Below are 12,849 nucleotides of genomic sequence, written 5' to 3' on the forward strand. Positions count from 1 at the left end.
CAGCTCATCCGGCGGACCATGGAGATCATGGCGAAAAGGCAACGCGGCGGATTGTGGATCCGTTCACAAATTTCTTCGTCGTCATACTTCCGCCATGTTCGAACGGGCGGAACTGCGCGATGATAGGAGCATGAAAGCCGAAGCCGAGAGGTGGAGGCAGACAGCATCGTTGAGGCGTATGGAAGGGTTACTTCGACTCCTACTCGGCAGGTCGTTGGTTCGAGTCCAACCCTCACCGCGAGGTGGGGTAGCTCAGTTGGTAGAGCAGCATTGTACCTTTCCGACCTTTTCCTCAACGATGTTTACGATTCATAACTAGAGCGAGGCGACTGAGAGGGCTACTTCGTGAAAAGTATGGGCGGTACAGCCTCTGGGGCTTGCCGTGGCCTTCTCCACCCCTTCCTCGCTCTTCTTCAACTAAGGAGGAAATCGAGATGAGTTTCGCACAAAAGATATTTTCGAAAATTCGACCAACAACACGAAACGCGGATGGATACCCGGCCTACGTCCGGTCCAAGGAAGAGCAGTACATCCAGGTGCTGGTGACCAATACATTCGGCCAAACCTTCTATGCAGATCAAGACGACCTTATGAAGGATGCGGACGACCTGCATCGCGAGATGGCCCAGACGAACCCGGAATTTATGGCAAAAGCGCTCGTCTACGCAAGAAACGAAGGCTATATGAGGTTGCAACCCTTGTTCGGCTTGGCCATCCTTTCTGAGTACCGCCCGGATCTCTTGGCGAAAGTGTTCCTACGGGTTGTAAGGATTCCTTCGGACTTGTCCGACTTCCTGACCATTCTGCAAGGTATGGGCCGTGGAGAGGGCGGTCGCGCGGTGAAGCGGCAAGTGAACCGGTTCCTGGCGGGCGTGTCGGAGTACTGGGCGATCAAGTACAACGGACGCGGCCGAGGCTACAGCCTAGGGGATGCGATCGCAACGGCTCACCCGAAGCCGGCCGATCTGAAGCAGCAAGCGCTGTTCCGCTATTTGCGCGGTCAAGAGGCGAATCTGTCTCTGCTGCCGCAAGTCGATGCGCTGGAGCAATTGAAGCTGGCCAAGACGGAGCTGGAGCAATTGCACTGGATCGAAGTCGGCAAGCTGCCGCATGAGGTGGTCACAGGGGCTGTGAAGCCGACTCAGGCCATCTGGGAAGCATTGATCGATCAGATGCCGGCGATGGCGTTGCTCCGAAACCTGAACACCTTGGAGCGGGCCGGCGTGCTGGAGAACCGGTACAACCTGGACACGGTTGTCGCTCGGTTGACGGACGTACACACATTGCGCAAAGCCCAAATTTTTCCTTTCCGCTTCGCTAAGGCATTCCGGCAAGTTAAGCACCAGGCGCTGCGAGATGCGTTAAGGGATGCGGTCGAGGCCACATTCGCCAACTTGCCGGATTTGGAAGGCCGTACGGCCATTTTCCTGGATACCTCGGGCTCTATGAACAGCGGCGAGTACTTGCAGATCGGTTCTGTTTTCGCCCTGGCGCTGTACAAGAAAACCGAAGGCGACTCGCTGTTCTGGCTGTTCGATACCGTCGTGGTGGATCCAAGGCCATCCCGAAGGGACAGCATCCTGTCGCAGGCCGACCAAATCCAGGCGCGAGGCGGCACGGACACCGGAGCGCCGGTACGGGAGCTGCTGAGGAAGCGGGAGAAGGTCGACCAGATCGTGATCATCACGGACGAACAGCAAAACAGCGGCAGTCCTTTCTATGAAGAATTGATGAAGTATCGGTCGAAAGTGAACCCGGATGTCCGGGCGTTCATCATCGACATCGCACCGTACCGGAGCGCCATGGTCCCACCGTTGGACCGCAACACGTTCTACATCTACGGTTGGAGCGACACAGTGCTCAGCTTTATCGCCCATTCGATTCGGGGCTACGGTACGATGGTGCAGGCGGTGGAAGGTTTGGAGCTGGACACGTAAAGACAGAGCAAAAAAACATGAGGTGAGAAAAATATGAAACTGGCAGAGGCTCTCGTCCTTCGAGCAGACAGCCAAAAGAAAATCGCACAGTTGAAGCAACGATTGGATCGAGTTGTAAAAGTGCAGGAGGGCGAGACCCCTGCGGAGGATCCGTTGGTGCTGTTGGCGGAAATGAAGATGACACTGGATGTGCAGACCGTTTGGATCCGACGGATCAACAAGACGAATGCCCTCACTCCTTTTGACGCCGATCACAGCATTTCCGATGCGTTGGCCGAACGAGACCAATTGATGCAGCGCAGAAAGCTGCTCAGCGACACGCTCGAGCAAGCTTCGATTCGACACGAACGGTTCAGCCGCTCGGAGGTCAAATTTCAGCGGACGATCGATGTGACCGGTATTCAAGCGGAGATTGACGAAATTTCTCGGACTTACAGAGAGATGGATTTTAAGATTCAAGAGATGAACTGGAAGACTGATTTACTGGATTAGCTGCGAAGGTAACCTGTCCGATCAAGGCGAGCACAACCCCTCCAGCGGGTAAGTTGGAACTCCTATGACGAGACGCGGGGCCATGTCTCTTTTTACCGATATGCCCAGTAATGTAACAAGAATGCGCTTGAGCATGGAAGTACTGTGTATGGTGTACCGTAACGACCACGTGCTGATTGATGGGGATAGGTGAGGGCGGGTTAGGGGATAGCAGTTGAGGAGTGAGGACAATGAAAACTATGCAAACGATGCATGAAACGATAAAAGAGCAATTAAACGTAATAGAGCAAGAGGAGCACATCCGCATTCTGTACGCCTGCGAGTCGGGCAGCCGCGCCTGGGGATTTCCTTCCCGGGACAGCGACTATGACGTGCGGTTCCTGTACATTCGTCCGGCGGAGTGGTACTTGTCGATCTTCGACAAGCGGGATGTCGTCGAACGTCCGATCAACGATCAGCTGGACATCAACGGGTGGGATTTGCGCAAAGCGTTGAACCTGTACCGGAAGTCGAACCCTCCGCTGTTCGAGTGGCTGCAGTCGCCGATTCGTTACTCGGAGACGTCCGGTATAGCGCAACAGCTCCGCGAGATTTCGCCGCTCACCTTTTCGCCGAAGGCTTGTATGTATCATTACTTGAACATGGCTCGGGGCAACTACCGGGAGTATTTGCAGGGGGAGCGGGTACGCATCAAGAAGTACTTCTATGTGCTGCGTCCGGTGCTGGCTTGCGAGTGGATCGAGCGGTACGACGAGATGCCTCCTATGGAATTCGACCTATTAGTAGAGAGGCTGATCCCGAGAGATGGAGAGCTGTGGTCGGTCGTGCAGGAGCTGCTGCGGCGCAAGAAGAGCAGCGAGGAACTGGACTATGAGCCGAGGATAGAGGCGATCAATGCGTACCTGGAGGCACAGCTTGTTAGGCTCGAAGCGGTCGCAGCATCTCAACGCATCGTGGATACCGGGCTGGATGCGCGGCTGGATGCGCTGTTTCGAGCGGCAGTGAAGGAAGTGTGGGGACTGGGCTGAACAACTGGCCCTACTTGGAATTAAGAAAGGATGATATGGGTGGCTATCGTACAGCTAAGGTCCACAAATCCGCAATTTTCATTTCTCATCAAGAAAAATCCGGGAACGGGCATGCAGCTCCGCGAGGTCCGGCAAGGGATGGCATATGGCTGGTATTCGGATGAAACCACGTTCAACGTGTATTTCAAAGATGCGGATAACGAGATTTCCTACAAGCAGCAGGCGGACGAAAGCTTCGAATACTTGAACGTCTCGCGCTACAATACGCCGCTGTTTCCGCTCAATGCCATTACGGAGTTTTTCCAGAACGCGGTAAAGGCGCAGGATGAGCGGGATACGGAAGGCTTTGAGCATCGGTTTTATATCAATATGGTGCATATCGATCGCGTCCGGTATATCGATTTTTTTGCCAAACACCTGAACGAGTTCACGTTCTCCCTGCAGCATCAAGCGCATAAGAGCTACTCTCTGACAGTATCCACTCGGAAAAGCCTGCACCACCTGCTTCACGCGGCCGGGCTGCTGACTTTGTTCCTGGCGATCTTCGGGGAAGAGTATATCGATATTTCGGATGCGGTGCTGGACAAATACATACGGAGTCTCAACATTATTGATCCCCCTTTCTACATCAGGAGCTTGTTCGCGAGAAACTTCCTGAACAGCCGAGAACGGTTCAAGAAGTACAAGGCGGACATCGAACGTACCGACCGTTATGCGATTCGGCTGGAGTATGGTGGCACGGGGCTGCAGAGGAGAAATTTTATCACCCGGCTGATCTCTTTCGATAAGCCGATTCTCGATGTGGGTTGCGGGGAAGGGTTTTATGCGTTTGCACTCGCACCGAAGCTGGAAGGCCTCTATTATGCCGTGGATGTAAACGAGGAGCTGCTGGAGGCGGTTTCACGCAAAGCGGAGGCGAAGGAGCTCGACAACATCGCGACTTTCCGGTCGTTGGATCATTTCTTGGAGATTTACAACGGGGAGCGCGTCGATGTTATTTTGACGGAAGTAATCGAGCATATGAGCGAGGACGAGGCGGGGGCACTAGTTCGTCAGATCTGCGGCAACGTCGATTTCGAGCAGTTCATCGTAACGACACCGAATGCCGATTTTAACGATTTTTATGAGCTGAATGGGTTCCGGCACGAGGATCATAAATGGGAGATGGGCGAGCAGGCGTTTCAAAAATGGATAGCGGAAATCGTTCAACACGACAAAGTAAGCTACGAAGTGCTGGCCATCGGCGACAGCGTGAACGGCATTCATACGACGCAGGGCGTCTTGATTCGCAGGAAGGAGGGGTGACAATGGAAATTCAGACACAGGTGCATACCGTCTTTATGCTGGTAGGCTCAACGGAGTGCGGCAAATCGACTTTTGCGAAGGAAGTGCTTATTCCTCAATTGAAGCTTGAAGATGCGGAGAGGAATTGGCGGAGCAATGTGCAATACCTCTCGTCCGACGCAATCCGGCAGGAACTGCTTGGCTACGAGTACGACAAATACGATTCGGTCATGCTGGAAGCGAGCTCGCATACGTTTCAGCTCCTGTTCGAGCGGCTCAGGCTGGTCACCTCCTTCCCGATCAATGCGGAGTTCGTAGTGGTGGATACGATCGGGCTGGCGGACGATTTTCGCAGCAAGGTGAGGGACATTGCCCACGAGAACCATTACAACCTGGAAGTGATCTTGTTCGATTACCGCAAGCGGGAGGATTACTACACCTCGGAGCGGTCGAAGAAGCTGATTACGGCGCATTTGAACCGTCTGCGGAAGGACGTGCTGCCGCATTTGAACCGGGAAGGATACGGCCAAGTTCATAAGGTGCGGGCGAAGGACTTTTTTCTCGTGGAGGAAGGTTCGGCGAATCCGGAGTATCGGGTAGTGGTCCAAGATTGGAAGAGCTACACCGAGACCATATTGCCGCAAGGCTACAGCTATATTGTGGTTGGGGATGTGCATGAGTGCGTTCAGGAGCTGCAAGGTCTGCTTAGGGATTACGGGTATCTACTGCAAGAGGGGAAACTGATCGCGACGGAAAAGGTTAGGGAAACCCGGATCGTGCTGCTAGGCGACTGGATCGACAAAGGGAAACAGACGAGAACGATCGTTGAGTTTCTGTATGAGAATCGCGAGCATTTTCTGTTTGTAATGGGCAATCACGAAAATTTCGTGTACAAGTATTTGCAGGGGGACATTCAAGGTGCCGACCCTGAGCTGTTAAGGACTTATTTTGACTCGACGCAGCCTTTGCAGGAGGACCCGGCTCTATTCGAGAAGTTTGCATGGCTGGTCGAACAGTCGAAACCGTTTTACCGGAATATAGGCATTCAAGGACCTTCCTACTACATCACGCATTCGCCATGCCGCAACAAATATATAGGCAAATTAGACGCGAATTCGGCCCGCCATCAGCGCAATTTTCGGATTGAGCGGGAAGAGCCGTTTGAGGGGCAGCTCGCGTTTCTGCAAGAAGAGGCGGTTAACAACCATCCTTACCATTTGTTCGGTCATATTGCCGCTCAACAGACGTTTCGGATCAAAAACAAGCTGCATTTGGACACCGGCTGCGTGCATGGCAACAAATTAACCTCCGTCAAAATCGGCACGAAACCGTTCTACAAAAGTCATGCTTCTGTGACGACTGCGGTGGAGGACCCGTTGCCGACCCTGTTTCGGGAGGAGAGGCAGGTCTTGCTGCAGGAGCTGGACGATGAGGCGGTGCGCAGACTGCGGTACTGTTCGCGCCATCGCATCAACTTCATCTCCGGCACGATGTCTCCTGCGGATAAGGACGAGGCGGCGGGCGAGCTTGAATCGCTGGCCAGAGGACTGGATTACTTCAAGGAACGCGGAGTGACGGATGTCGTGCTGCAGCCCAAGTATATGGGATCCCGCTGCAACGTGTACCTGGATCGAGAGTTGGATAAGTGCTACGCGGTCAGCCGGAATGGCTATAAGGTGAAAAGTGTCGATCTGCTGCCGGTATATGCCCAATTGCTGCAGCGATTCGAGTCGTATATGGGGGAGCAGCAGGTGGCGGTTATGATCCTGGACGGGGAGCTGCTGCCATGGAAAGCGCTGGGCGAAGGGCTGATCGAGCGACAATTCCAACCGATAAGCAAAGCGCTGGAGACGGAGATTGCGTTTCTGAAGGAGCATGGGTTTGAGGAAGCGCTAGGCAAGCTTGTACGGGAGATGGAGGCAGGCGAGTTTGAGAAGGATCAGCATCATCTCCCGAAGGCTGCGCTCAGCGAGAAGTATGGCGCGTTTGTCTACCAGAACTTCAAGCACCTGCGCGGGATCCGCGATGCTTTTGTCCCGTTGGATCGACATGAGGAGGCGTATCAGGTTTACAAACGTCAGCTGGAGCTGTATGCCGGGGAAGCGGAGCTGATCTACAAGCCGTTTGCCATTTTGAAGGAAGTGCTGGAGAATGGGGAAGAGCGGTTGCCGGATCAATGGACTTCCGATATGTACAGCTTTTTGTCGGATGACGAGTTTTTGCGGTTGAACCTGCTGGACCCGGAGGCGTATGAGCGGGCGGAGCGGTTTTTCGGCAAGCTGACGATTGAGAACGGGATGGAAGGGGTAGTCATTAAGCCGGAGCAGGATGCACGCGGTGCCGTTCCTTACTTAAAGGTTCGCAACCCGGAATACTTGTCGATCATTTACGGCTATGACTATAAGTTCCCTCACAAGTACAAGAAGCTGTTGAAGCAAAAAAATATTGCCCCCAAGCTGCGGACGTCGGCTAACGAACATCGGTTGGGAATGCAGCTGCTGGCGGTCCCGCTGAACGAGATTTCGCCGGAGAACGGGAGCTATAGACAAATTGCGGCCAACCTCCTGTTCGAAGTGGCGAAGGAGAAGGAGATGGATCCGCGATTGTAAAGGGCTGAAGGGGCAACAGGAAAAGGAGCAACGAACCATGACTTACCAAACGATAGACGGCGTACGCGTCTGGGGCCAGCCCGATCCGGGCGCTCTTGCGCAAGCCAAAACCTGCGCGGAGCATGGCCATGTCGTGCAGGCGCTGCTAATGGCCGACCATCACAAAGGCTACAGCCAGCCGATAGGCGGGGTAGTCGTGTACGAGGGACAAATCTCGCCCTCGGGCGTCGGCTACGACATCGGCTGCGGCAACAAGGCCGTGCGTACGAACCTGCAAGCGGCGGATATCAAGCCGAAGCTGTCGGCTATCATGGACCGCATCGCGCGCAAGGTGTCGTTCGGCGTAGGCCGCGTGAACAGCGAGCGGGTCGACCATGAGCTGTTCGACGACCCGGACTGGAGCGTCTACGCGGCCGTCGGCCGACAGGAGCACGACAAGCTGAAGGCGCTCGCCCGCGAGCAGCTAGGGACGGTCGGCAGCGGCAACCACTTCGTCGACTTGTTCGAGGAAGTGGGGACCGGTCGGCTGTGGGTCGGCAATCATTTCGGGAGCCGTGGCTTCGGCCACAAGACGGCGAGCGGCTTCCTCAACCTTGCAGCCGGACGCGAGTTCCTGGAGAATGCGCCGGGCGAGAAGATGGACCAACCGCCGGTGCTGCTAGATCTCGCAAGCGAGCGGGGCGATATGTACTTCCGCGCGATGAAGCTAGCTGGCCGCTACGCTTACGCAGGGCGAGACTACGTCATCGACCAAGTGCTTGCGATACTGGGAGCTGCGGCTGACTTCGAGGTGCACAACCACCACAACTACGCCTGGCGCGAGCTGCATGACGGTCGGGACACGATAGTGGTGCGCAAAGGCGCAACACCTTCGTCGCCGGGGCAAGTCGGCTTCATCGGCGGCAGCATGGGCGATATTTCGGTGATCGTACGGGGCAAGGATACGGATGAGAACCGCGAGTCGTACTACAGCACCGTGCACGGGGCAGGGCGGATCATGAGCCGGACGCAGGCGGCGGGCAAGATGAACTGGAAGACGCGCGTTCGCACCGGGGGTCAGATCTCGCCCGAGCAGATGGCCAAGGCTGTCCGCGATTTCGGGGTAGAGCTGCGCGGCGCGGGCACGGACGAGAGTCCGTTCGTCTACCGCAAGCTCCAGGAGGTGCTCGACGCGCATGCGGAGACGATCGAGGTGCTGCATGTGCTGCGTCCGATCGGCGTGTGTATGGCTGGGGCGGATGAGTTCGATCCGTATAAGGATTAACCGGGTGCGAAAAATCGAATTCATTTATGCCGGATAGGGTGATTGGTTAAGGAAATTCCATCACCCAAGTCTAATTCCGATAAAACATATCGGAAAAATGAAATTAATCGTTGACATGGCTCCCGGTTGCTCGTATGATAAGGATAATTTCAAGCCGCCGGATAAATAAGAATAAATACAATCCACTGGATAGCCAGAGATTCAACAGGAGCGAATTCGCGTTTGCGATTCGATGCCTAGTTGGATTTTTTTTATCCGCAAAACAGAGAAAGGGAGAATGTACACATGGCAAAACGCAATGAATCGAAATGGTTATTGGGAGGTCTGGCCGCTTTCCTGGCGGTCGGCACGGTCGTCGCGCTTACGGCGAATCCGAGCCAAAGAGGCGAGGTGCAAGCGGCTTCGCTGACAGCCGAAGCGACATCGGCACCATCGCCTGCACCGGCGATTGAAGGGAAAGTGCAGCCGGCAGTGCTGACGCAAGCCGACAGCAAGCCTCAGGCCGCATCCTCGCCTGAAGCCGTCCCGGCAATATCGGCGCATACACCGACTTTGGCGACGTTCTCTTCATCGGTGTCCGCCGCCCCAGCGGCAACACCGGCTCCAGCTGCAGCATCTACGCAGCCGGCAGCACCTGCAGCAGCCGAGCCGAAGCAAGAGCCGGTCAAGGTCGCCGCAGCAGACAACGCCTCGACCACGACACCGGCTTCATCGGCGCCTGCACCGACACCGGCGCCAAGCGTCGCCCCGGCCGCTACACCGGCGCCAACGCCGCAATCGGCAGCTGCGACGCCGAAACCGGCCCCTGCAGCGTCCGTCAAACCCGCCGCAACGCCAGTGTCCTCACCGGCTTCGTCATCCGCAGCGGTTGTCGACGAGAGCTGCGACATCGAGTCGGAAGAGGGCTGCTAATCCCCCACTCCCACCAAACATAAATCAAGAGGTGAACAACAGATGAACAAGAGAATAGGGAGCAAACGGGTTGTATCCTTGCTGCTGGCCGCATCCCTGGGTCTGTCAGTCTTCCCGGTGGCCGGCATAGGAGCCGCCATCGCTGCGGACCAAACAGCTGCAGCACCCAACAGCACTTATAAAAGTTATTTTAACGATAAATACGAGCGGATCACCGACGACAATCACGTCTACCAAACGGCCACCTACCATGAACTGGATTTTTTGCTTGGATCCGAAGGAACGAACGTATTCCTCTTCGGCGGAGCATGGAGCCCCGAGACGCAAGCGGTGGTCGGGTACATCAACGAGGTTGCGCAGGCCAAAGGGATCAAGACGGTCTACAACTTCGACACCCGCCTGGACGGCAACTATCCGGCAACGGATATCGCGGATTCCGCGAACAATCCATACTCGAGACGTTATGTGGACTTGGTCAACAAATATTTGACGAATGTCGGCGGCTTCCTCGACGGCTCCGCGACCGTGGAATACAGCATATCGATTACGTCTGGACGAGCGCCCGACACGGTGACGAATACATTCGAGGGCTCCGCCCCGAAGATTGAAGCGCCGTTCCTGTTCGTGTACAACAAGGATTACAAAACCGGCGCAACCGGCGCTCCGATTATCTCGGCGGTGCAAGGCATCGACGGCTTGTCGAGCGGCGGCTCGGCGACGGACTCGGCGGCTGCGATTGCAGCCTACAAAGCGAAAGTCGGCGCAGCCTTCGATGCGGTGCCGGCGGCGCTGAAGCCGGACTTGGCGGCCCCGCACAGCAACAACGACTACATCGTCTCGTCTTATAACAAATTTGCGGGCGAAACGATTTTCGGCGAAGCCGACAAAGACGTTGTGCTCGATCCCGTTACTTACGACGAATTGACTAGTATTCTGCAGAGCGAAGGGACGTACGTATTCCTGTTCGGCTGCTCCTGGTGCCCGAACACGCGGGCGATCGCCAAGCTGGTCAACCAGTATGCCAAGCAATACAACGTAACGAAGGTTTACAACTGGGATACGAAGCTGGACGGCGGGATCGGCGGAACGCCGGACGTGCCGGCCGGTACGGACAACGCCAATTTCCTGCAAATTCGCGCGACTGGTCATCCGTTTGCCGATCGTTACGTGGACCTGGTCAACACCTATTTGCCGAACATCGAGACGCTGTATGAGAAAGCGAGCAACAACGTCAGCTACAAGGATGCGAACGGCGTGGAGCAAGTGGCCAACAAGCTGCAGGTGCCTTACTTCTTCGTCTACAACAAGGATCACAAGGATGCACAGGGTAAACCTGCTCCGATTCTGGGGCATGTCGAGCTCATGTACACTTGGGCCAACATTCAACCGAACTACGAGAGCGCCGGCAAAAAAGGCGTAAACTACAACAACTATATATCTGCGCTGGACAATGTTCTTCCTTCCGTAAAAGGCATTACCGCGACCCAAACGGCTCCGGCGGGACTAAAGGGAACGGCGCCGAAGTCGGCGGATAGCAAGGACGGCCAAATTACCGGGCTGGCTGCAGCCGGTCTGGAGTACAAACGAGCCGAAGACGCGGCGTACCAGCCGGTGAAAGGCGCTTCCCTGACCGGGCTGAGCCAGGGCACGTATTATTTCCGCTATTCAGCGACAGCCAGCTCCAAAGCGAGTCCGTTCACTACGGTGGACTTGAATCTGGAGCAGGCTGCTCCTGCCGGTCTGACCGGCGCAGCCGCTACGACGGCAGCCGTTGCAGACGGCAAAATTGTCGGCACATCGGCGCTGCTGGAGTACCGGCCCGCCGGCACGGACAAATTCACCGCCGCGAAGGCGAGTGAGACGGGTGGCCTGGCCGCCGGCAAATACGAAGTGAGAGCCGCCGCCAAGTACGGTTACTCGGCGGGACCGGTCTCGGCTGTGACTGTCGGAGTTGCCCAATCGGCGTTCGCCGATGTGGCGGCTACGGCCTGGTACTACCCGGCCGTCAACGCGCTGGTGGCGAAGAAGATCGCGAGCGGCACGGACGACACGCACTTCAGTCCGGACAGCTCAATCACCCGCGGCCAATTCATCGTCCTGCTGCTGAAGGCTTATGGCATCGCCGGGGAGGAGAACGCGAAGGATAACTTCGCCGACGCGGGCAGCACCTACTACACGCCATACTTGGCCGCAGCCAAGAAGCTGGGCATTGCCGAAGGCTCGGAGGGCAATCAGTTCCAGCCGGAGCGGGAAATTACCCGCGAGCAGCTGTTCACGCTGCTCCACCGCTCGCTGGGCAAGCTGAACAAGCTGCCGGCGGCGACGACTTCGACGACCGTGGCGAGCTTCAGCGACGCCGCGCAGATCTCGAGCTACGCGCTAGAGGCGTTCCGCGTGTTCGTGGCAGGCGGAGTCGTGCAGGGCAGCGACGGCAAGCTGAATCCGGCCGGTCTCTCGACCCGGGCGGAAGCGGCGCAAGTGCTCTATAACTTGCTTCCATAAGCGCAGGAATGGGCAGCCGAGCCGGGCTGTCCATTCCGTCCGTTGGGCTTAAGCCATGAGCGAGAGAGGAGTCGGCCCGTGAAAAAACAAATCGTGCTATGGGCAACCGTCCTGCTGCTGTTCGCCGCCGCCGGTTATGTCACGTCCCACTATAACATTGGTCAGCCGGTGGAGGCGCAGTATGCCGGGTTGTCCGCCTCGCTGGAGCAGGAGGCGGGTGCGGCCGACGCATCGGGATCGGCCCAGGCCGCCGCTGGGGCGGATGGCAGCTCTGCCGCCGGTGCGTTGCCTGCCCAGCCGTTTAACGGACTGATCCCGGTCGCGGACCGGAAGCCCGCCATCGCCTTCACCTTGCCCGACCTGGCGGGGCAGCCGGTTTCGCTCAGCGACCTGAACGGCTCTGTTGTGTACATCAATTTCTGGGCGACTTGGTGCAAATACTGCATTCAGGAAATGCCGGACCTGGAGAAGGTGTATCGCGATACGCTGGGGAGGGACATCATCTACTTAGCCGTCGATGTGGGTGAGGAGCGGGACAAAGTAGCCCACTACCTCCAAGAGCATCCATACCCGTTCCGAATCCTGCTCGATACGGACAAAAAGGTGACTCGTGCCTACCAACTCCGTTCGATCCCGGTATCGATCTTGATGGATAAGCGCGGCAAAATCGCCTATAACCGAGTGGGCGTCATGACCGAGAGCGAGATGCGCTCCGTCGTCGACGCTTTGCTCGCTGAGCCCAAGTGACCTGGGGTACAGCATACAATAACGATCCCGCATAGTTACTTAGGTGTTGTGGCGGTGGAACGGTCGGCTGGATG

General features: G+C 56.5%; 9 protein-coding genes and 1 tRNA gene. All 10 read left to right on the top strand.

Translation table 11 applies throughout. The features are described 5' to 3' along the window. The first annotated feature begins 168 nt into the window (after positions 1-168). The 10 genes from PKO02S_RS32555 (at position 169) to PKO02S_RS24775 (ending at position 12,775) form a co-directional block, all read left to right on the top strand. Positions 169-238, top strand: a tRNA-Ser gene (locus PKO02S_RS32555). A gap of 196 nt (positions 239-434) precedes the next feature. After that, on the top strand, positions 435-1,937 hold the full coding sequence (locus tag PKO02S_RS24735) for a TROVE domain-containing protein (protein ID WP_127587216.1): 1,503 nt from the start codon (positions 435-437) through the stop codon (positions 1,935-1,937). A gap of 33 nt (positions 1,938-1,970) precedes the next feature. Beyond that, the gene (locus PKO02S_RS24740; protein WP_127587218.1) at positions 1,971-2,429 is read left to right on the top strand and encodes a DIP1984 family protein; all 459 of its coding nucleotides are present in this window, start codon (positions 1,971-1,973) and stop codon (positions 2,427-2,429) included. Between the two features lie 239 nt (positions 2,430-2,668). After that, positions 2,669-3,457 carry a nucleotidyltransferase domain-containing protein gene (locus tag PKO02S_RS24745; protein ID WP_373865240.1) on the top strand — a complete coding sequence of 263 codons (789 nt, stop codon included), beginning with the start codon at positions 2,669-2,671 and terminating at the stop codon, positions 3,455-3,457. 39 nt (positions 3,458-3,496) lie between these two features. Then, positions 3,497-4,762, top strand: a complete 1,266-nt coding sequence (locus PKO02S_RS24750) for a methyltransferase domain-containing protein (RefSeq protein WP_127587222.1) — start codon at positions 3,497-3,499, stop codon at positions 4,760-4,762. A 2-nt stretch (positions 4,763-4,764) separates the two neighbouring features. After that, the gene (locus tag PKO02S_RS24755; protein WP_127587224.1) at positions 4,765-7,350 is read left to right on the top strand and encodes a metallophosphoesterase; all 2,586 of its coding nucleotides are present in this window, start codon (positions 4,765-4,767) and stop codon (positions 7,348-7,350) included. 37 nt (positions 7,351-7,387) lie between these two features. Beyond that, the gene (locus PKO02S_RS24760) at positions 7,388-8,614 is read left to right on the top strand and encodes an RtcB family protein (RefSeq protein WP_127587226.1); all 1,227 of its coding nucleotides are present in this window, start codon (positions 7,388-7,390) and stop codon (positions 8,612-8,614) included. A gap of 285 nt (positions 8,615-8,899) precedes the next feature. Beyond that, complete coding sequence (locus tag PKO02S_RS24765) at positions 8,900-9,526, top strand: hypothetical protein (RefSeq protein ID WP_127587228.1); 627 nt, start codon at positions 8,900-8,902, stop codon at positions 9,524-9,526. A gap of 42 nt (positions 9,527-9,568) precedes the next feature. Further along, a complete protein-coding gene (locus tag PKO02S_RS24770) occupies positions 9,569-12,028 on the top strand; it encodes an S-layer homology domain-containing protein (RefSeq protein ID WP_127587230.1) in 2,460 nt (819 codons plus the stop codon). A gap of 78 nt (positions 12,029-12,106) precedes the next feature. Beyond that, complete coding sequence (locus tag PKO02S_RS24775) at positions 12,107-12,775, top strand: TlpA family protein disulfide reductase (RefSeq protein ID WP_127587233.1); 669 nt, start codon at positions 12,107-12,109, stop codon at positions 12,773-12,775. Positions 12,776-12,849 lie beyond the last annotated feature (74 nt).

The organism is Paenibacillus koleovorans NBRC 103111, assembly GCF_004000845.1.
Lineage (GTDB): Bacteria > Bacillota > Bacilli > Paenibacillales > NBRC-103111 > Paenibacillus_AA > Paenibacillus_AA koleovorans.

What these genes read in the sequence shown, in the direction of transcription:
- PKO02S_RS24740 (WP_127587218.1), top strand. Translation starts at nt 1,971, where the DNA reads ATGAAACTGGCAGAGGCTCTCGTCCTTCGAGCAGACAGCCAAAAGAAA.
- PKO02S_RS24745 (WP_373865240.1), top strand. Translation starts at nt 2,669, where the DNA reads ATGCAAACGATGCATGAAACGATAAAAGAGCAATTAAACGTAATAGAG.
- PKO02S_RS24765 (WP_127587228.1), top strand. Translation starts at nt 8,900, where the DNA reads ATGGCAAAACGCAATGAATCGAAATGGTTATTGGGAGGTCTGGCCGCT.
- PKO02S_RS24755 (WP_127587224.1), top strand. Translation starts at nt 4,765, where the DNA reads ATGGAAATTCAGACACAGGTGCATACCGTCTTTATGCTGGTAGGCTCA.
- PKO02S_RS24735 (WP_127587216.1), top strand. Translation starts at nt 435, where the DNA reads ATGAGTTTCGCACAAAAGATATTTTCGAAAATTCGACCAACAACACGA.
- PKO02S_RS24770 (WP_127587230.1), top strand. Translation starts at nt 9,569, where the DNA reads ATGAACAAGAGAATAGGGAGCAAACGGGTTGTATCCTTGCTGCTGGCC.
- PKO02S_RS24760 (WP_127587226.1), top strand. Translation starts at nt 7,388, where the DNA reads ATGACTTACCAAACGATAGACGGCGTACGCGTCTGGGGCCAGCCCGAT.